This is a genomic window from Lysobacter firmicutimachus, assembly GCF_037027445.1.
GTDB lineage: Bacteria > Pseudomonadota > Gammaproteobacteria > Xanthomonadales > Xanthomonadaceae > Lysobacter > Lysobacter firmicutimachus.
The window spans coordinates 4,009,338-4,028,498 of sequence record NZ_JBANDL010000002.1 but is presented as its reverse complement, the minus strand read 5'-3'; the positions used below and the strand labels follow the sequence as shown (position 1 = coordinate 4,028,498).

At 62.0% G+C, this 19,161-nt stretch carries 22 protein-coding genes and 1 tRNA gene; 9 read left to right on the top strand and 14 right to left on the bottom strand.

Translation table 11 applies throughout. The features are described 5' to 3' along the window. Window positions 1–3: 3 nt before the first annotated feature. The 5 genes from pal (at window position 4) to V2J18_RS17430 (ending at window position 3,295) form a co-directional block, all read left to right on the top strand. Entirely contained in the window at window positions 4–525 is a 522-nt protein-coding gene (gene pal / locus V2J18_RS17450; RefSeq protein ID WP_336132457.1) for a peptidoglycan-associated lipoprotein Pal, read from the top strand. A 43-nt stretch (window positions 526–568) separates the two neighbouring features. Beyond that, the gene (gene ybgF, locus V2J18_RS17445) at window positions 569–1,372 is read left to right on the top strand and encodes a tol-pal system protein YbgF (RefSeq protein ID WP_336132456.1); all 804 of its coding nucleotides are present in this window, start codon (window positions 569–571) and stop codon (window positions 1,370–1,372) included. Between the two features lie 8 nt (window positions 1,373–1,380). Continuing rightward, entirely contained in the window at window positions 1,381–2,061 is a 681-nt protein-coding gene (queE, locus tag V2J18_RS17440) for a 7-carboxy-7-deazaguanine synthase QueE (protein ID WP_336132455.1), read from the top strand. A 339-nt stretch (window positions 2,062–2,400) separates the two neighbouring features. Beyond that, complete coding sequence (queC, locus tag V2J18_RS17435; RefSeq protein WP_336132454.1) at window positions 2,401–3,099, top strand: 7-cyano-7-deazaguanine synthase QueC; 699 nt, start codon at window positions 2,401–2,403, stop codon at window positions 3,097–3,099. Window positions 3,100–3,219: 120 nt separating this feature from the next. After that, a tRNA-Lys gene (locus V2J18_RS17430) sits at window positions 3,220–3,295 on the top strand. A 56-nt stretch (window positions 3,296–3,351) separates the two neighbouring features. Here the strand turns inward: V2J18_RS17430 and V2J18_RS17425 are convergent. Continuing rightward, window positions 3,352–3,672 carry a hypothetical protein gene (locus tag V2J18_RS17425; protein ID WP_336132453.1) on the bottom strand — a complete coding sequence of 107 codons (321 nt, stop codon included), beginning with the start codon at window positions 3,670–3,672 and terminating at the stop codon, window positions 3,352–3,354. Between V2J18_RS17425 and V2J18_RS17420 the strand changes: the two genes are divergently transcribed. From V2J18_RS17420 to V2J18_RS17410, 3 genes are all read left to right on the top strand, one after another. Then, window positions 3,671–3,877, top strand: a complete 207-nt coding sequence (locus V2J18_RS17420; protein WP_141233465.1) for a hypothetical protein — start codon at window positions 3,671–3,673, stop codon at window positions 3,875–3,877. The two genes, V2J18_RS17425 and V2J18_RS17420, sit on opposite strands and share 2 nt — an antisense overlap. Beyond that, on the top strand, window positions 3,858–4,208 hold the full coding sequence (locus tag V2J18_RS17415; RefSeq protein ID WP_141233466.1) for a hypothetical protein: 351 nt from the start codon (window positions 3,858–3,860) through the stop codon (window positions 4,206–4,208). The genes V2J18_RS17420 and V2J18_RS17415 overlap by 20 nt, the downstream gene beginning before the upstream one ends. Before the next feature lie 187 nt (window positions 4,209–4,395). Next, window positions 4,396–5,571 carry a hypothetical protein gene (locus V2J18_RS17410; RefSeq protein WP_336132452.1) on the top strand — a complete coding sequence of 392 codons (1,176 nt, stop codon included), beginning with the start codon at window positions 4,396–4,398 and terminating at the stop codon, window positions 5,569–5,571. 59 nt (window positions 5,572–5,630) lie between these two features. Here the strand turns inward: V2J18_RS17410 and V2J18_RS17405 are convergent, their stop codons facing one another. Continuing rightward, window positions 5,631–6,224, bottom strand: a complete 594-nt coding sequence (locus tag V2J18_RS17405; protein WP_336132451.1) for a hypothetical protein — start codon at window positions 6,222–6,224, stop codon at window positions 5,631–5,633. Between the two features lie 278 nt (window positions 6,225–6,502). Between V2J18_RS17405 and V2J18_RS17400 the strand changes: the two genes are divergently transcribed. Beyond that, window positions 6,503–7,066: a hypothetical protein gene (locus V2J18_RS17400; RefSeq protein ID WP_336132450.1), complete on the top strand. Its 564-nt coding sequence runs from the start codon at window positions 6,503–6,505 to the stop codon at window positions 7,064–7,066. Here V2J18_RS17400 and V2J18_RS17395 read toward each other — a convergent pair. From V2J18_RS17395 to V2J18_RS17340, 12 genes are all read right to left on the bottom strand, one after another. Next, window positions 7,002–7,676 (bottom strand): histidine kinase, encoded by a 675-nt coding sequence (locus V2J18_RS17395; protein ID WP_336132449.1) that lies wholly within the window; start codon window positions 7,674–7,676, stop codon window positions 7,002–7,004. The two genes, V2J18_RS17400 and V2J18_RS17395, sit on opposite strands and share 65 nt — an antisense overlap. 661 nt (window positions 7,677–8,337) lie before the next feature. Beyond that, window positions 8,338–8,697, bottom strand: coding sequence for a DUF4288 domain-containing protein (locus V2J18_RS17390; protein ID WP_336132448.1), 360 nt, complete (start codon window positions 8,695–8,697; stop codon window positions 8,338–8,340). A gap of 147 nt (window positions 8,698–8,844) precedes the next feature. Next, a complete protein-coding gene (locus V2J18_RS17385; RefSeq protein ID WP_064747924.1) occupies window positions 8,845–9,075 on the bottom strand; it encodes a CPCC family cysteine-rich protein in 231 nt (76 codons plus the stop codon). Between the two features lie 84 nt (window positions 9,076–9,159). Beyond that, a complete protein-coding gene (locus tag V2J18_RS17380) occupies window positions 9,160–9,405 on the bottom strand; it encodes a hypothetical protein (RefSeq protein WP_336132447.1) in 246 nt (81 codons plus the stop codon). A 202-nt stretch (window positions 9,406–9,607) separates the two neighbouring features. Continuing rightward, window positions 9,608–9,907, bottom strand: coding sequence for a DUF6881 domain-containing protein (locus V2J18_RS17375; RefSeq protein WP_336132446.1), 300 nt, complete (start codon window positions 9,905–9,907; stop codon window positions 9,608–9,610). A gap of 103 nt (window positions 9,908–10,010) precedes the next feature. Next, entirely contained in the window at window positions 10,011–10,439 is a 429-nt protein-coding gene (locus V2J18_RS17370) for a DUF4279 domain-containing protein (RefSeq protein ID WP_336132445.1), read from the bottom strand. A gap of 70 nt (window positions 10,440–10,509) precedes the next feature. After that, on the bottom strand, window positions 10,510–10,794 hold the full coding sequence (locus tag V2J18_RS17365) for a hypothetical protein (protein ID WP_336132444.1): 285 nt from the start codon (window positions 10,792–10,794) through the stop codon (window positions 10,510–10,512). Window positions 10,795–11,711: 917 nt separating this feature from the next. Then, window positions 11,712–12,239, bottom strand: coding sequence for a hypothetical protein (locus tag V2J18_RS17360; protein ID WP_336132443.1), 528 nt, complete (start codon window positions 12,237–12,239; stop codon window positions 11,712–11,714). Between the two features lie 186 nt (window positions 12,240–12,425). Continuing rightward, window positions 12,426–13,094 carry a hypothetical protein gene (locus tag V2J18_RS17355; protein WP_336132442.1) on the bottom strand — a complete coding sequence of 223 codons (669 nt, stop codon included), beginning with the start codon at window positions 13,092–13,094 and terminating at the stop codon, window positions 12,426–12,428. A gap of 216 nt (window positions 13,095–13,310) precedes the next feature. Next, a complete protein-coding gene (locus tag V2J18_RS17350) occupies window positions 13,311–13,553 on the bottom strand; it encodes a hypothetical protein (RefSeq protein ID WP_336132441.1) in 243 nt (80 codons plus the stop codon). 454 nt (window positions 13,554–14,007) lie between these two features. Beyond that, window positions 14,008–14,451, bottom strand: a complete 444-nt coding sequence (locus V2J18_RS17345; protein WP_336132440.1) for a hypothetical protein — start codon at window positions 14,449–14,451, stop codon at window positions 14,008–14,010. Next, window positions 14,448–19,085 (bottom strand): RHS repeat-associated core domain-containing protein, encoded by a 4,638-nt coding sequence (locus V2J18_RS17340; RefSeq protein ID WP_336132439.1) that lies wholly within the window; start codon window positions 19,083–19,085, stop codon window positions 14,448–14,450. The genes V2J18_RS17345 and V2J18_RS17340 overlap by 4 nt, the downstream gene beginning before the upstream one ends. Window positions 19,086–19,161: the final 76 nt, after the last annotated feature.

Sequence of the window (19,161 nt, the reverse complement as noted above, 5' to 3'; positions counted from 1 at the left end):
CCCATGAACAACACCGCTCGCCTCCTGCTCGCCGCCGTGCTGTGTACCGCGGCCGTCGCTTGCTCGAAGAAGGTCAAGGAAGTTCCGCCGACCGACACCGGTACCGGCCCGTCGACCACCGTGCCCAGCGATACCGGCCCGGTCGCTTCCGGCGCCTACGGTCCGAACGATCTGGACACCGACGCCTGCCTGCGCCAGCGCGTGGTGTACTTCGACCTCGACCAGGACGCGCTGAAGCCGGAGTTCCAGAACATCGTCGGCTGCCACGCCAAGTACCTGCGCGACCGTCCGTCCTCGCGCATGACCCTGGAAGGCAACGCCGACGAGCGCGGCAGCCGCGAGTACAACCTCGGCCTCGGCGAGCGCCGCGGCAACGCGGTGTCCTCGGCGATCCAGGCCAACGGCGGCTCGGGCAGCCAGATCACCGTGACCTCCTACGGCGAAGAGCGCCCGGTCTGCACCGAGTCGAACGAAGACTGCTGGGCCAAGAACCGCCGCGTCGAGATCGTCTACACCGCCAAGTAATCGGCGACCGTAGCGTCCACGCAGAACCACGAGGCTCACAGCGATGCGCAAGTTCGCACTAGCCTTGGCGATCGTGGCGGCCTTTTCGGCCGCCACGCCCGCGTTCGCGCAGCGCGCCAGCCTCGCCGACCGCGTCGCGGTCCTCGAGCAGCGCGCCGCCGACAACCAGGCCAATCTCGATCTGCTCAACCAGGTGACCCAGCTCAAGACCGAGCTGCAGTCCCTGCGCGCCCAGGTCGAGGAACTGCAGCAGCTCAACAAGCAGCTGCAGGACACCAGCAAGGCCCAGTACCTGGACACCGACAACCGCCTCAACCGCCTCGAAGGCGGTGCGGGTGCGGGTGCGGCGCCGGCGGCCGGGGCCGCGCCGCAGGCCGCCGCTCCGACGCCGCCCCCGGCGGTGAAGGACAGCGCGCCGAGCGTGCACGGCGATCCGGGCCTGCTGGCCCAGAGCGGCGACGAGCGCGGCGCCTACGACACCGCCTTCGGCGCGCTCAAGGCCGGCCAGTACGTCGAGTCCGCGCGCCTGTTCCAGGCTTTCCTCGGCAACTTCCCCAGCGGCGCCTACGCGCCCAATGCGTTGTACTGGCTGGGCGAAAGCTATTACGTGACCCAGAACTACCAGCTCGCGCAGGAGCAGTTCCAGGCCCTGCTCGATCGCTACCCGACCCACGACAAGGCCGCCGGCGCCCTGCTCAAGATCGGCCTGGCCCAGTTCGGCCTGAAACAGGTCGATGCCGCCGAGCGTACGCTCGCCGACGTCGCCGCCCGCTATCCCGGCACCGACGCCGCCCGCACGGCCTCCGATCGCCTCAACGCGATCCAGCTGAGCCGGCTGCGCAACTGAGTCCTACCGTGAACACCGCCGTTACCCCCGAGACGGCCGCCGCGCCGTCCGAGCGCCTGCGGCTGACCGAAATCTTCCTGTCGCTGCAGGGCGAATCCAACAGCATCGGCTGGCCGACCGTGTTCGTGCGCCTGACCGGCTGCCCGCTGCGCTGCCAGTACTGCGACACCGCCTATGCCTTCCACGGCGGCGAGTGGTGGGAGTTCGACGCCATCCTGGCCGAGGTCGCCAAGCACGGCGCCCGCCACGTCTGTGTGACCGGCGGCGAGCCGCTGGCGCAGAAACGCTGCATCGCCCTGCTGGAAAAACTCTGCGACGCCGGCTACGACGTGTCGCTGGAGACCTCCGGCGCGATCGACATCGGCCCGGTCGACGCGCGGGTGTCGCGCGTGCTCGACATCAAGACCCCGGGCTCGGCCGAAGTCCACCGCAATCTGTGGAGCAACCTGCCGCTGCTGACCGCGCGCGACCAGGTCAAGTTCGTGATCTGCAGCCGCGAGGACTACGACTGGTCCAAGGCGGTGGTCGCCGAGCACCGTCTTACCGAAGTCTGCGACGTGCTGTTCTCGCCCAGCTTCACCCAGATCAAGCCCCGCGACCTGGCCGACTGGATCGTCGCCGACCGCCTGCCGGTACGGTTCCAGCTGCAGTTGCACAAGATCCTGTGGAACGACGAGCCGGGGCGCTGAGGGGCTGGGATTCGGGAGTGGGGGTTCGGGATTCGCTTTGGGCAGTCCCGTTCCGTTGCCGGAGCGGTAGGTGCGGTTGAGTTGGTTCTCCGACCGAGCGGTTCTGGCTACCTGCAGCGGTCTTGTTCGTCATTCCCGCGCAGGCAGGCTTCGCTTTACTTCGGCGTAGCCGATCCAGAGACTTCAAAGCCATGCCGCGGTAAAGCCCCGGAACCCCGCCTGCGCGGGGACGACGGGCAAAGACGAGCAAAACCAGGGCCGGCGTTTTAGCCTTTTCCCGAATCCCGAATCCCGAATCCCGAATCCCGAATCCCGAATCCCGAATCCCGAATCCCGACCATGAAAAAAGCCGTAGTACTCGTTTCCGGAGGCATGGACTCCGCCGTCGTCGCCGCGATCGCGCGCGAGCAGGGCTATGCCGTGCATGCCCTGAGCGTGCGCTACGGCCAGCGCCACACCTCCGAACTCGACGCCGCCGCGCGCATCGCCGCCGCCCAGGGCGCGGTCGCGCACAAGACCGTGGCGGTCGACCTGCGCAGCATCGGCGGCTCGGCCCTGACCGACGAAAGCATCTCGGTGCCGCTGGACGACGACGGCCACGCCATCGGCCAGGATGCGGCCAAGGACGCGATCCCGGTGACTTACGTGCCGGCGCGCAACACCATCATGCTGTCGATCGCCCTGGGCTGGGCCGAGGTGCTGGGCGCCAACGACATCTTCTGCGGCGTCAACGCGGTCGACTATTCCGGCTACCCGGACTGCCGCCCCGAATTCGTCGAGGCCTTCCAGGCCCTGGCCAACTTGGCGACCAAGGCCGGGGTCGAAGGCGCCGGCCTGCGCGTGCAGGCGCCGCTGCAGTTCCTCAGCAAGGCCGATATCGTCCGCGAAGGCGTGCGCCTGGGCGTGGATTTCGCCGAAACCGTGTCCTGCTACAAGGCCGACGACGCCGGCCGCGCCTGCGGCCACTGCGACGCCTGCCGTCTGCGCGCCGAAGGCTTCGCCGCCGCCGGTGTGGCCGACCCGACCCGCTATGCCTGAGCCGGCCCGCCCGCTTCGCCGCGCCTGAACCGCGCTGCGAACGGGGGCGCTGACTCGGCCGCAAGGGTTTTGCTAGAATGACCGACCCCGGCCACGCGTCGGGGTCAGCAATCGAGCTCCGGGTCGTTAGCTCAGTCGGTAGAGCAGAAGACTTTTAATCTTTTGGTCGAAGGTTCGAATCCTTCACGACCCACCACTCTCCCGCGGTCGAACCGCGTCTGTCCGCCACACTCGACACGAAAAGGCCCTGTTTTAGGCCTTTTCGTCGTCGGCTTGCGGGCTGGTCCAATATCCACAGCCCTGCTTGGCGAAAATTCCGCCAAATTGCCTCCGTTTTCTACCTTCCCGCGGGCTGCCGGCCGCCGGATTGGTTTTCGGGAGCTTACGGATCAATGGGTTGCGGCTGGACTTTTCAACGAGGCCTATCGCGATCGGCATGCCCGCGCCGGGTTCCAACTCGGCACCATTGATCGATGCGGCGAGCGACGCGAACCACTGCAGGAATGAGGAAGCTTGGGCGGAGCAGGGGGGGCGATGGCTCTGCAGCGACACGGGGTGTACGCGCTTGCGCATGTCCAGGTTGATTGGCGCATACACGGCGCAAGCGGCCGCGGCGGCGCTCGGTCTGTTCGACAAATCGATGGCCTTCGACGCACCAGGCCGCCGATCCGCTTTGTTTCTCGAAGGACTGGCGCCGCCGGACATCTGGCCGGACGAGGCAAGTCAGCGACGCCTTGTTGGTATCGCCGGCGCCGCGTTTGAAAGCGTGGGACCTTGAACTGCGTGAAATCGGGCTCGATGGTGGCTATGCATCCCCACGTGGGCGGCCGAAGCCACCGATCTTCGCGTCGCCGAAGCAACCGGGCCTGCGCTTCGGCGGCGCCGTCGGAAACGCCATCGAGATCGCTACCGGCAAGGAACCGATCTCGGTGTGCGACAGAGGGATAGGTGTCGATGGTTTACCGTGGACGGCCCTTCAAATTGGGTGGAGGGCGCATCAGAACATCGAGCAGGACAACGGCGCGAAGAACGCTTTGTATTGGCGCTGGTTTCGAGTTCGCCCAACCACTCGCCACCGCGACGCGCGCTGTTCGAAGGGCTCGATATGACCCGTCCGCGCAAGATTGCCCGAGGCCTTGAAGCGACGAGGGCGCCGAACCCGCGGTGACCGGGTCGTGCCTACGGACGCTGGTAGCCGTTGGAAACTTGTTTCGTTGCCCCGGAGCCAGGCCGGGTTTGACGAGCGCCGCCGGGAGGAGGTATTTATCGGCGGTCTAGACAGGGATGGCGCTGACGATGGGCAAGGTCGATACAAGGGCGAAGAAACTCGTCGCGGTGTTCGCCATGCTGGGGGCGACGGCCGCTCCGGCGATGGCGACCGACAAGATGGTGATCGATGCGAGCGGAACCTCGCCCGACCGCATCCTGACCTACGTCAACGATTATTCGACGGACAAGTCGGGGATCGGCGATGGTTCGGGCGGCATCCGGGAAATCGTATTGACGATGGTCTATGAGGCGGCCAAGCAGCCTTATTGGACCGAGACCGTGCTGCAGTTCAAATGCCCCGGCGCCGCCGGCGTGGGCAAGGCCTCGCGCAAGCCGGCGGGCCAGTCGTCCCCGGCCCTGCCCGATGCCGATTCGGCCGAGTTCCGCATGGTCGGCGGGCACAAGCGGATGAAGGATTCGCCGGAGATTCAGTCCCTGACGGGCAGCGGTTGGCAGTCCGCATCGAACTATTTGATGCTCAAGGTCTATCGGGTCGCCTGCAGCGACGCCGCCATCCGCGACGCCAAACAGGCTGCCGCGATGCCGAACGGCAAGATGGATCCGACGGCCTTGCGCCAAAGCATGCGCGAGCTGGGTTTCGATACGGCCGAGTTCCTGCCGACCGAAGGCCTGTCGATGAACGTGCTGGCCAGCTACACCTGGGAGCACTTCTGGAAGGGCGCGCCCAAGCCCGCGCTCAACAACGGTCGTCAACTGACGGCGAAAGAGGCTGCCGCGTTCGAGAAGCGGCTGCAGGATCAGATCGCCTTGTTGGAGCAGCAGCGCGACGATGTCGGCGCGCGCATCAAGAAGGTCGACGAGGAGAACCGGTTCGTTCAGGAGGCGGCGAAATTGCGTGGCGGGCGCCGCGTCAGTGCCACCGAGCAGACGATGATCAGCGTTTGGCTCGGCAAGAACGAAAGCGACGTGGTCACGGCGATGGGGGCGCCGGCGGTCAGCGAAGCAGGCGGCATGCGCTATCTGACCTATGCGCGTGAGTACGACAACCGTTTCGCATTGGTCACCGCCGGCGGCGACCACATTTCGACCCAGGGACTGTACGAAAGCTGCCAGGCGCAGTTCGTGCTGAAGCCCGATGCCTCAGGCGCGATGCGCGTGGCCGACGTGGTGGTCGAGGAAAATCGTAGTGGCCCAGGTCGGGCCTATGTGTGTTCGGGCCTGCTCAACGCGCCGAGGAATTAGCGCTCGCCGGCCGGCGCTGGGCGCGCCGGCCGCGGCGCCCAGCGCCATCCGGTGTCCGATCACGGCTTGGCGCCGCCGGCCATGCACTTGTCCAGCATCCGATAGGCTTTCTGCAATTGCGGCAGCTTGACGGCGTAGACTTCCTTGCCTTCGAGCTGGACAGTGAACTCGTCGGTGTCCTCGCCCTTCTTGATCACCTTGCGCAGGTAGTTCTTGACGTCGAGGAACATCACGAATGTCCCGCGATCCTTGACGATATTGACGAGCGCGGTAGGGTAGGTGACGGTCTTGCCCCTGGCGTTGATGACGATCTCGACCTGCTCGGTGGCCGCGGGCGAACGGATCTTGTCGCCGCTGAACCAGATTTGCCCCGCGCCCCGCTTGGTCTCCTCGGCGTTTCCGGGGCCATGAATGGCATACAAGCTGTCGGGCATGATGTAGCTGACGGAGCAGCGCAGGCCGTTGTCTTCGCGGCTGCGCATCAATACCCAATATCCGTCTTTCGATTTATAGAATGCGTCGCTATAGAGCGAGCCCTGGCTTCCTCCCCCTCCCTGAAGAAGTTCGGCAGGAATTTGGGCGATCGCCGATGGAGCTGCCAGCAGCGTCGCGATCAGCCCGCCGGCGATCAGCCAATGCTTCGTGAAATGCATGGAAAATCCTCCTTAATCTCCAAAATGCAGGGGAATCGTAGCACCAAGGAATGCACCGGCACAGGGCGGTAGTGGGTAGGCATGCGTTGTTCGGGTTCGCAGCAAATTGCAGGTCGCCACCCTTCTATGGACAGGCGGCCTGACCAAAAATGCCTGGGCGGCACAGTTTTCCATTGTTCACTATGCACCGGTTCGGATCTGCCAGTATTTTTCGACGCTGCCAACCGAGAGAGCCCCCAGTGCGTACTTCAGTAAGAGCTTTTCCGCTGGTCATCTGCATGAGCATGACGGCCTGCTCCCCGGGGCAATCCTCTACAGAGCGCGTCGATGGGGCATCGCATGCGCCCGCACGGGCTGTGCCGGACATCAAGCTGGGCGTGGATGCCAGGAATGCGACTTACATTGTCGAGGGCGAGCCCGTCACGCTCGTGGACGGTATCGATGTTCGAACTATCGTGCCTGGCGCCGCTTCGAAACAGATAACGCGCTTCATCGGTCGCGAAACAGAACTCGATCTCGACGGCGACGGGCGTAAAGACATGGCTTTCCTGCTGACGCAGGACATGGGCGGCAGCGGCACCTTCTACTACGCCGCTGCGGCGTTGAATACTCCGCAGGGGTACAAGGGCACGAATGCAGTCTTTCTGGGCGATAGGATCAGCGTGCAAAAAGTCGATGTCGTTGCGGAAAGGCCGTCCGAATTCTGGGTCAGTTACGGAGAGAGAGCGACCGGGGAACATGCCCCTGAAGAAGCCATGAGCATGATCTCCAAGGACTTCAGATGGGATGGGGCCTCGCTCGTGGAGGTTGGCGCATCGCCGGCGCAAGGCAACACACCGTGAGGAACGCCGACAGGCCTTGTACCATGCGATTGGCGGTGGGGTTGTCGCGATCGAGGATCAAAGTCGATATCGCATTCAGCGTATTGAACAAGAAATGCGGGTTGAGCTGGTAGCGAAGCATTTTCAGCTGGGCCTGATGCGCCATGCTGCGGGCAGCCAGTGCGCGCTGGGTTTCGTCCTGCAGCTGGCGGTAGTATTTGATGCCGATATACAGGCCGACCCAGGCCATGACCACGTAGATGTAACTCAATGCGTACGCAATATAGGCGGCGCGATTGGTCGGTGCGCAGGTAGCGCAGAACTCGAGCATTACCTTCCGCGTCACTAGATCCATGACAGCGGAACTGGCCAGGATGGGCACTGTCATCGCGGCCAACAGCTTTCTTGGCGGCAGGCTCCAGCAGGCATGGAAAAGGTAGCGCAGCCCCAATGTCACCGCGGCGCCGGTAATCGCGGCGGTCAGCGGCACCACCCAGTAGCCTGCCGGCTTTTCGTATGCGATGGCCGACAAGTAACCCAAGCCGAAGTAGGCGCTCCAGCCGGCAAGATGCAGCATCCAGAACAAATGTTGGCGCGGCAGATCGAGGGGATGGGATTCGGTGGTGGCCATTGATGAGTGGGTTGGGCGCCGATGGCGCGATCATACCGCTGCCTATATCGCGGTCGGCAACGGCTCGTCGACAGAACCGCACCATTCACCGCAAAGAGAGCTGCGTGCTATAGGTGGAGTTTCGGGCCGTCGTGCGACTTGGCTTGCATGCGGCGAGGCGTGGTCGCGCGATCCGTTACTAAGCGGGCTTGAACCATGCCGCGCGAAGGCGTTTGAAGTCGTCTGCGGCTCGTGATGCAGTTGTAGAGGACGCGGGCAGGGCGATACCTGCCTCTCGTTACGGGCGATGTATCGAAGCCATCCACGATCCGACGTCGAAGGGAGTGCTTGTTGGTTGCCTGTGCGCACACGCGAGTCTGCCCTTCGGGAGTCTTCAGACGTACGATCGTTTCCTGCCGGGTATTGTTGCCGGATTCATGGTCGACTCTAGCCGCCCGCCATTGCAGGTAACCGTAGATTATCCTGGGTAATCAGGAGATGGGTAATCAGGAGAGCTGGATTCCAGATGCCACTCCACCAGATATCCAGCGTCGGGCGGCCGCCTGGGCTTGTTATTCCTGCCCCAGCAGACCCGACGTCCCCAAGGGGGAGGAACGGCGCAAAGCGGGACGCCTCGCCGCGAACTCGGGCCGAAATGCTGGGGGAGGGCGTTCCCACCCGCTCACTTCAGTGGCCGCGCCAAGCCCTCCGCCTCTTCGGTGTTCAGAAATCGCGAAAACACCTCTGTGCCGGAACCCAGCACCTCGGCCTCGATCGCGCAAACCCGGTCGACTCGTACGAACCGCCATTGCACCTCGCCCTCGCTGGTCGCATAACCGACCTCGTCCACCGGGCCCAGCCGCTCGGCTTGCTCCAGCGCCTGCGTCTGCGACCCCGCCCGAATCAGCACGATCCGCTCCTCCCACAACCCGTCCTCGCGCGGCGGCCGATGGCAGGCCTGGTACATCAGGCTGGCCGCGAACCAACATCCCTCGCCGCCGCGCTCGTCGGTCGGACCTGCTTCGCTGTCGTTTCCCGTCATCGTCCACCTTGCTTCGAATCGCCAACCACTGCCTCGCGCATCGCGTCCGGATCGTCCTCGCGCGTCGGCAAGCGGGCGCGATGTTCCAACGCCTGCTTCATTCACTCACGGCCGTACCGATCGATCAGAGTGGAAAAGCCGAAGATGCTAGTGCTTCGACGATTCGCAGCCGGCATCGATGCGCCCCATCCATTCCCGTCTGGCCTGTTCCAGGCTCATGACGTTCGCCCCACCCGCGAAGCCGGGATTCTCGGCCTGCACCGGATCGTCCTCCCAGTTGCAGCGGCGGCAGATCTCGTACCCGCCGCGCTCGTCGATTTCGAGCGAGCCGCAGCAAAGGCAGGGCAAGAAGGGGTGGTCAGGTTCTGTCGTAGTCATCTTTGTTCATCCATGAGAGGGGCGCCAACCGGACAGGCCTGGGCTCGCCTCGATTGACCATCGCGGCCTTGGGCACAAGCACCATCACAGCGAGGCCAGATAGCGTTGAGTCCGCAGCAGCAGCGTGCGGATCGTCGTTTCATTCAAAGTGTAATCGTGGCCACCTGGACGATAGCGGGCCAACGCGACCACGACCCCCTGGATGAATTCGTCATCCGGAAAGGCCTGGTCCAATAGCACCTCGATGCGGTTTGCGGTCGCGAGCGTTGTGTCGCGGCCCGAGATGAAGCCTTCGATCAGCGAAGAGCAGGCTAGGGTATCGGTAGTCATGTGGTCGCACCGGCCGGTCCGCGATGGTCGATCTGGATGGCTCCGGTCGCGCTGCGGGGCATCATTGGCCCGCGACCACCCACAAACGGGTACCGTCCGAACCGAGTCGTCGGGCAGGGAGATGCCGTTGACGATCGCGACGCGCCCAGTTCCGGCTTCAGGCGAATGGACGATGTCCGGCTCTGCGAGGGGCTTCTTCGTCCTACGACTCAATTGGCCATCGGGCTCCTGATAGGGCGGCTGACCATATCTTCTCGAATTCCTCGCGGCCTATCGGCTCCAGCGAAAACTCAGTCTCGGCGAGGATCTCGCTATTGCCAGGTACAGGCTCGGCCCCAAGCCGAGTGCCCCCGGCCGATGCCTGCTTGCCGGCAAACCCAAGCAAGCCATCGGCGAACACCTCGACCTTTCTGACCTCGTATCGTTCGTCGTCCAGTTCGCTGATCAGGACGATCGGGTCGTGCTTGCCTGCGCGATGCCATAGGGCCTTGAGATATTGCACTCATCCGTTCCTGCTTAACGCTTTGCTGGGGCTGGATGGGTTTCCGTCGTTCATTGCAACTGATGTTTCGAAGATCATCCAGTAACGCCAAGGGGCGGCGGTGCTAGTCACGAATAATCGCAATCGTGAAGCGGATCGGCAGGCCAAGTTTGCCAAGCTCCGCAATTGATGAAGAGTCGATCTCGAACTCGCTCGTTCCGCCGCCGCCGGCGTCAGCGGCCTGCGCAATGAAGACATCCACAAAGGCCTCTTCGACTCCGGGGAGGTCGGAGAGGCCGGCATTCTTGACCGAAAGTTCAGAAGTGAGCTGCTTCAGCAATGCCGGTAAATCTACTGTCGACTTCTCGGTTCTGCTCAGCTTCCAGAGGCCTGTGCGCCGGGTGATCTCCCTTCCGTTCGCTGAGATGTAATTGTCCCCGCGCCTGTGCGACTCATCTGCTTCAGTACCTATCCGTGCATTCAACTCTTCTGGAACCAAATCATCGCCTTTTAGGTAGATCGCTACCGTGTGCAGAACCCTTGTGTCATTCATATTGATTTTCGGGGCGCGAGGGAAATTCAGTCAAGGTCTATACGTCCCTGGCGAGACGTTGATGACCGGTCTAATGGTGCTGCGAGTAGTTGAGCTTGGCCCGGGCCTCTTCGACAAGCATTTCAACGGTCGAGGTCGGGCCTGTGATGGTAAGTCCTATGTATGTTTCGGACTCGATCGTAACTAGGACCTCTCCTAGCCTTACCTTGAGCGTTTCGAGTTGCTGCGAGCCGCCCATCCCCCACGACGCGTCAAGGAGGATCGCTTGATTTTCGATAAAGACTGCCCTAAGCGCGTCCCTAAGAGCATCGTCGTGCTCGTCTCCGAAGTTGATAGTGATTTGATCGGTACTCATTTCTGGAAGGCCCATCGAGGGCGTTTTCCGCAAGTTTGAACAAAAAACGCCTTGATCAGTTCAGTAAAGTTGCGCGTTCGCCGGGGCCTGAGAGTCATTGCATGGCAAACGCGCGTTCCAGTGCGTCAGCAGAGTTCTGTAACTCGTCGAGGTCGGGAGATGTCCAGCCGCTTTCCCTGCGCGCGGCGAGGACAGCCTTGGCACGCTTCAGCAAATCGCTAACTAAAGACGCGGCATCCGCTTCCGCTTAAGCGAACACGTTTCGTCGTCCATCCCCGGTCAAAGCCCTGCGGAGAATACAGCCGGCTTCCTTCTCGATCTCCAAGCTGTATGGCCCTTCCATGAAATTCACGATCTCCCGCTTACGGTCTTCAGCGGTCAAGTTGCAAACGGCTCTTAGCCACCACCCTAGAACGACTACAACGAAGTCGCTCCAGTTCGAGCTTGGAAAGTCCGTTCCGTCCATTGATATATGGATGCGGCCCAGCACCGGTCGTGATGCGTGGGCTTCTATGGTGGGGGCGCCGACGATCAAATGGACGTTCATTGCTGATCTGTCGCTGGATGTGCAGTCAAAAGAGCCGGGCCGGAGCGGTCTCCGATATGTCTAGACGGAAAGTTGCTCTGGCCCGGCTTTCTGCTCTTAATGAGCGCTATGACAACCAACTCGAGTACGTCGGCTCGCGCCCGAGACTCGATGGCCATCCGGCCGAGCGTTTCGACTTCTTTCATTACGGTCTCCGGCGTGGTGGAGGGCGGGTCGTGCGCCCCAAGCCTATGCCGGAGACCGCCTTCAATCTACGGCCACAGCTCACTCAACCGTAGGAACCGGGTCAGAGCGGCTTCTGACGGATCTGGGGGGAAAGATGCTCTGGCCCGGTTTTAGCCGAATTCATTCCGCCTTACACGGGTTAAGCTTACTGAAGTCCTGCCTCAATGGAAGCAGGTGTCAGACTGAATGCAACTACATTATTGGCTAGGCTTAATGCGGCGCCATATCCCTTGGGATCAGCGCTTTCGAACTCAACACTGACCATGTTGCCAGAGTCATCGAAATCGGACACCAAAAGGCTGCGCTTCCCTTCTGTTTGAATCACATGCACCGTCCGCCCTGGGGAGGAGACAATCCTTTCTGACGTTGAGTTCGGCTCAGTGCCGAATTTGCCAACAGCAATTTTCAACTCCGCGCCGTAAGCCGACAATTCGCCAGCCGTGGGATAACCGCGCATACCATTACGAAGCGCACCGCGAACGACGCCCGCGTCCCTTAGGCACACTCCATAATGCGTGCTCAGCGGATATAGGCTCGTCGAAAGCAACTCCCTGTTTGTCAGGCGGGTGCTCGCTGACTGCTCACCCTTAACCTCCTGATTATCAGGGGTAGGCTTGGCGCATCCAGGCAGGAGCAACACGGCACCTATCACGATGTACTTGATGAATTGCATTCGCATTCCCGTCGGTCCACCCTTTCAAGCAGTCTCGCAATATTCCACGCCGAAACGCTGAACGCAGGCATCGTGGCGTAATGGCAAGAACCGGGTCAGAGCGGCTTTCCGACCGATCCAGGTGGAAAGGTACCCTGGCCCGATTTTCTCAGGCTCGGTTTTTGGCCCGGTTGTTTGTTTCTAGGGCTAATTCGTGGCGGTTCGTTTCTTGGCGCTGGTCGTTGTTTGATCCGGGCCATTCGAGAGATCGACGAAGACCTCCGAACTATTAGTCTTCACTCTAACGGAGATCAGATCGGGTCGTGTCTCTTTGGAGTAGAAGATCGCGGTCAACTCCCGAGAAGGGCGTACGGAAAAACGCGCCAGATCGGACTTGGACAGTCGGTTGAATGCATCGCGCAATGAGGCGGACCCGAACTTCACGTTTGAACCTTGGCCACCGAAGGCCGGAACTGCTTTACGGAGTACGGGCACGAGTTTGTCTGGTTGCAAGTCGTGAGCCTTTCCATGCAGTTGGCGAAATTCCGATACGTCGATACCGCCGCAAGGGCGTAGCGCGAGCATGGTTTTTTGCGCCATAGGTATCGTCTTGAAACCTTTCTCCGTACCGACTGCAACGAACTCGTTTCTCATCAGTTTGCAGGAATCTGTTCCCACGGGCTGGGGAGGCTGGTATGTAACGAAGACGACTTCTTTGGTGGGCGATGCGCGAATGATTTCCGTATGCCATGACGTGATTCCGGGGGCCTCCGCGAGAGCAGCAGCTTCCTTCGCTGTCAGTACAGAGCTGGCATACGAATTCGTAATAGAAGCGGCGACTATAAGAGAAAGCGATACGGGTTTAACAATCATCATGATTATTTGCTCCTATAGCCGTTGGCGACGTTCCACTAAGAACCAGGTCGGAGCGACTTTCTGACGGATCTGGGTGGAAAGGTGCTCTGACCCGGTTTTAGCCTGTTGCTGATCAGGGCGATCGGGTCGTGCTTGCCTGCGCGATGCTATAAGGCCTTGCGATATTGCATTCCAGTCGTCCTTGCTTCAAGCAGCGACGGCGTACGGGGCGTTCGACTAGTTCAACTCGAGCATCAGCGATTTTGCGGAATTCAGCGCCTCCAAGAAGGCATCGAGAGGCAGCTCAAAGGCTGCGTCCGCGGGCGAGAACCTCGATGGAATTATCAGTTCGCATGCGTCCAAGCCCTTGTCTCTATTGAGCTGAGCAACGGGGATTCCCCTGTAGCGGATTTCTACCGACATGCCTGCATAGTCCAGATCGCTAAACGGCGCTATTTCAAACTCCGACAAAGGGGTCATTTAAAAATCCGGATAGAGTGATTGCCGCGCGGAGTTCTGTCTCCCGGCGTCCTTCAACGATATTGGCTAAACAAGGCTAATCTGTCTTGTGGAAAACCGGGTCAGATCGGTTCCAAAAGTCTAGACGGAAGGTGCTGCCGCGGAGGAAATTTTTTGCGGCCGCCGGAGAACTAATGCATGGAAAGCGCGCGCTCCAACGCGCCCACGGCGTACTGCAACTCATCGAGGTCGGGAGATGTCCAACTGCTTTGCTTGCACGCGGCAACGACGGTCCTAGCGTCTCGCAGCAAATCGAGAGCGAAGGACGTAGCTTCCGCTTTCGCTTCAACGAACACGTTTCGGCACCAAGCGAAGGCCGTGGCCGAAAAACTTCCAGCAAAAAACCGGGTCAGAGTGGCTTCCGAAAAAGCTAGGCGGAAGGCACTCTGCCCCGGTTCTACTCGCTGGTTCTTACTTAGATACTTGCCTGTGAGCAAGGCTCTGGTTCTGTTAGGGCCTTGCTGAACTTCGCTTTATCGATAAGCGAGAATTTCCCATCCCAACTCATCACGCCTTGGTGGTCTATATACAGGGCTCCGTTTGGGAACGAAATTTTCGCGCGCACATCGAGGGCGTTGTAGTTTGGAAGGGGATCGGGCTGAGATAGAGCCATGGCTGCAAGTAGGTCAGATTCTTTAATTTTGAATTTGCATCCATACTTTTCCATTTCTTGTTCAGGAATTCCCGTTATTCGTGGGACATCGAAGCCGAAGAAATAGACTGTGCCTATAGCGGTTGACGTTGTTTCTTTTAGCTCGGTTGTAATCTCGGGTGAGCCGGTTGTGGGTAAGGCTTGCTGCTTAGAGCATCCGAGCAGAGCCAGGGTCGAAAATGCTATCGAAGTGACGATGTTTTTCATTCTGTTCCGGGTACCCAGATGATCTGCTGGACGGGATAGGAGGTTCTGGCAGGGAGGTTGAGTTGTTGCCGAATCTTGTTTTCGTGATTTATTACGTTGTTCATTTGGTTCGGGCCGTCATCCAGTGTTCCCGCTGCGTGGCCGAATTCATGCCCGAGCACCACTGCCTTTGGAGCTACCTGTAGACCGTTGGCTGTGGGTAGCTTCAAGTTGTTATTGGGGTCAATGTAAATAGTTCTCTCATTGCCGTGACATTTCGGTGCGTTATTCCCAGGAAGGCAATAGTACGCATCGTGATGGACTGCTCGGATTTCATAAATTAGTGGGGACTTTTCAAGGGCTGAACAGATTTGTTGCCCGTGAGCGGTGCTTGTGAGCTTTGCGTACGCTCTTTGGAGAATCCGAGTTTCGCGCTTGTTTGAGCTCACCACTTTTACGATCAGACCCAGCGGATCGCTACTGTTCCTCGGATTCGATTTTGTATAGCTGTAGGTGCTTGACCCGCCGCCCAACCCAATCGGATCACTCTGCACATACCTGCCGCTAGCTGCATCGTAGTCCCGGAAGTAGTTGTAATTCAGCCCCGTAGCCGCGTCATACCGCTGGCCCGGGAAGCGCAGGTCGAATACGAACGCGGTGCCGTCCTGGTCGGGATCCTGGTTGGGGGTGTCGTTGCCGAAGGCTTCGCCCTTGGCGTTCCAGGACCAGATGGCGACGTTGCGGGTGGCGTCGATCACCGTGCGCGGGGTGCCGAGGTGATCGGGTTGGACGTAGTGCAGTTTCTGCGCGCTGCCGGCGCCGGCGAGGACGCCGACCGGGGACTCGCCCAGCCAGACGGCCTGCTGCTTGGTCGCGCCGTTGGCGTCGTAGTCGCCCAGCCAGTGGCCGGCTTCGTCGTACAGGGTGTAGACCGCGACCGGGCCGCTGGCGCCGTTGGTGGCCGCGACGCGTTCGCCCTTGGCATTGTAGCGGTAGCTGCGGTTGACCACGCCGGCCAGCTTGACCTGGCTCATGCGGTCGTTGCCGTTGTAGACGAACTCCTTGGCGGTGCCGCCGATGCTGGTGGTGTTGCCGACCGCGTTGTAGCCGCGGGCAACGCCGCCGACGTTGGTCAGGCGATGGCTGGTGGTCGGATAGGTGTAGGTGGTGGTGGTGCCGGCGTGCAGCAGGCTGGTGCGGTTGCCGGTGGCATCGTAGCCGTAGGTTTCGATCGGGGTGTTGCTGGGGCCGTCGCGGGTGATCTTGAGCCGGCCCAGGTTGTCGTAGTCGTACTTGGCCAGCACGGCGCTTTGCAGGCCGTCCTTGAGCTCGGTCAGTTCGCCGACTTCGTTGTAGCCGTAGCCCAGCGACAGGCCGCCGTCGGCATTGTCGTGAATCGTCTTGGCGCGGTAGTCCAGGTCGTAGCTGCGGGCCAGGCTGCGGCCATTGCCGTAGGTCCAGCCGGTGGCCGGGCCGAAGGGCTCGTAGGCGATGCCGTTGAGCAGCACCGTGCGCACGCCGCCGGCCGGCTTGACGCCCACTTCGGTGACCTGGTCCAGGGTGTTGCGGACGTAGTCGACGACGGCGTTGTCCGGGTAGGTGATCGTGCGCACCTGGCCGGAGGTCGTATACGCATAGCGCAGCGTGAACGACTTGCTGTCGACCACCTGCACCTTGCGCACCAACTGGCCGTAGCGGTCGTAGCAGTACTTCAGCTCGGTGCCTTCGGTGCGCAGCGCGGTCAGCCGGCCCAGGGCGAAGGTTTCGCCGGCGGCGCAGACCGCGTTGACGGTGTCGTAGTCGTACTCGACATCGTTGCTGCCGCTGCCGTAGGAGATGGTCTTCGGCCGGCCCAGGGCGTCGTAGGTATAGCTGTGGGCGACGGCGTCGTTGGCGTCTTTCTTGGTCGCCAATTGGCCGGCGGGGGTGTAGGTGTAGTCGGTGACGCCGGTGTCCGGGCTGCTCAGTTGGGTGCGGTCGCCGAAACCGTTGTAGGCGTAGACGGTGTTCAGGCCCTTGGGGTCGGTGACCTGGGTGATCTGGTCGAAGGCGTTGTAGGCGAGCTTCGTCTCGACCGCCAGGCCGTTGACGTCCTGCAGCAGGCGGTTGAGCCGGTTGAGCGGGTCGTGGTTCTGGTCGCTGATCCGGCCCAGCGCGTCGGTGGTCAGGTCGGGGTTGCCGTCGGCGTCGTAAGTGAAGGTGGTGGCGTGGGCGGCGGCGTCCTTGGCCTGGTGCAGCTGGCCGAGCGAGTTGAACACCCGCGACAGGGTCTGGCGCACCGTGCCGGTCGGGGTCTGGGTGTCCTCCTGCTTGCGGTTGCCGGCCTTGTCCAGGGTGTACTGGAGCTTGTTGCCGGCCTTGTCGGTCACCGAGGTCAGGCGCTGGGCGGCGTCGTAGTTGTAGGTGACGTAGGCGCCGCCCGGCGGGGTGACCCGGCGCAGCAGGCCGGTCGGCCAGTACTCCATACGGGTGATGCGGTCGTCGGTCTCGACGCTGTTGTCGGCGCCGCGCAGCTTGGTCGCGGCCAGCCAGCCGCGCGGGTGGTACTCGTAGTCGGTGACCACGCCATTGGCATCGAGGATCGACAGCGGCCGGCCCTGCGGGTCGTAGCCGAGGATCTCGGTGGCGCGACCGAGCGCATCGATCGTCTTGCGCAGGTCGCCCTTGCGGTAGGTGCACAGCGCCGGCTGGGTGGCGCAGGTGCTGTCGTCGCTGCCGTAGTACTGGTAAGTCACCACGTCGTTGACGTCGCTGCGCGGGCCGTCGACCGACTTCAGCAGGCCCAGGGTCGGGCAGCTGCTGTTGGCGGCGGCGACGTCGGCGGCTTCGCAGTAGGCGTAGGCGGTGGTGCGGGTCTGGTTAGTGGTGGTATCGCGCACGGTGACCGTGACCGGTTGCAGGCGCGCGTTACGCACGATCCGCGTCTCGCGGTTGCCGAGCTGGGTCAGCACGGTGCGGTTGGCGGCGATGTCGCGGCGCTCCAGGCTGGTGCGCTCCTGGGGCAGGCCCACGGCTTCCTTGACCGTGTGCGTGCGCGCCGGCTGGCCGGTGACCGGGTCGTTGGCTTCGGCGTAGCTGTGCTTGGTCTGGGTGCCGTTGCGGTCGGTGACGGTGTCCAGGCGGCGGCGGAAGTCGGTGGCCGCGTCGTAGAAGGTCTGGCTGACTTGCCCGCGAGAGTCAGTTACGCCCGAGATCTTGCGCGGAAGGGCGCCGGATACGGCAGAAAGGCCATAATTCTCCTGATTTCCTAGCGAGTCGGTGACCACTGCGCCGCCCGTGGCGGAATAGACCAGGCTGACACCATCGTTGTCCCCAGCGTGAACACTGGACACGACACGACCCTTGGCGTCATAGGCGAAGGTGCTGAATCGGACGTTGTCCTCGCCGCTGATGCCGGTCAGGTGGCCGAAGAAGCGGGCATCCTCATAATGATAGGTGCGTGTCTTTCCATCGGCATAGGTCGCCGTTTTGACCGTGCCGAGCGTGGGGTATTCGGGGTCCTGGTAGAGATAGGTATAGCTGGCGAGGTTCGAACCGGCCGAAGAAATCGAGACGATCTCGGCGTCGGAGGAAAGATCCGCGTAATGCAGTTGTACCGATCGTCCGGAGGAGTGGACGATGCGGTCCAGCCGGCCGTATTGATCGTAGAGATAGCTCAGGGACGATCCGTCTTCGAAGGCGACGCCGGACATCCGGCCTAGGGCGTCGAATTGGACGGTGCTGTCGCCTCGATAAAGGGACCAGCCTCCGCTCACGGCTGTGAGCCTGTCGCCGCTGTCGTCGGCGGCGAAGTAGCTGCTGCCGTTCTGCACGAACCTGGTTTGGTAGCCGTTGGCCTCGATCAGGCCGATCGTGGCTCCGGAAACTGCGAGACGGGTGGAGTGCGAGTGCGCCCAGCCGGGGCCGAAGCCGCCGTTGTTCATGCTGCTGCCGGAGTGGTAGTAGCGCACGAACGCGATCCAGCCGAGATCGAAGTCTTGCTCGGTTTCGAACTTTTCGCCGGTTTTGACGTCGCAGGGGTTGCCGACCATGCCCATGATGGCGGCCGCCTCACAGGAGCTGACCTTGCCCGATACGGTGGCGGTGATCTCCGTGTTGACGCAGGCCTCGTAGTCGTCGTTCCACTCCGTATAGCCGATGGGGCACATGATCCGGCGTTGGCGGGCGAACTGGGTGGGGCCGAAATCCACGGTCGTGGCGCAATTTTCGCCGGCGCGGACTGTGCGCGAGTACATGCGCACTTCGCTCCGGCCTTCGTAGCCGGGCTGCGCTTCGGTCCAGTCGCCCAACGGAACGGACTGCGCGGACGGAGCGCAGCTGGGGCTGGACGCGTCCATCATCTCGTTCATCTTGGCTACGGCTTCGGCCTCCGTGAGGTAGCCGGAGCCCAGGCCAGATCCGTAGGTCCAATCAGGATCGCTGGGCTGGTCCTTGCCCATCCAATAGGTGATCAGCGCGTTGCCGTCCGGGTCGATCTTGGCGCTCTTGATCTGTTCGACGAACAGGTAGGCGCCTTCCCAGTCCGGAGAGGGGGCGGGAAGCTCCTTGATGGCGTCGACGGCTTCTTGCTGGGTGTTGTACTCGGTCGCCTGTCCCGTGGGATCTACGATCTTCCACTTGTTGCCGCTTTCTTGGGCAAGGGCCCCGTGGCTCAACGAATAGGCTACTGCGACAGTGAGCAAGCTGCGGGCGATGCTTGAGCGTGCGGACGCCGTGCGAGCGTCCGATGCC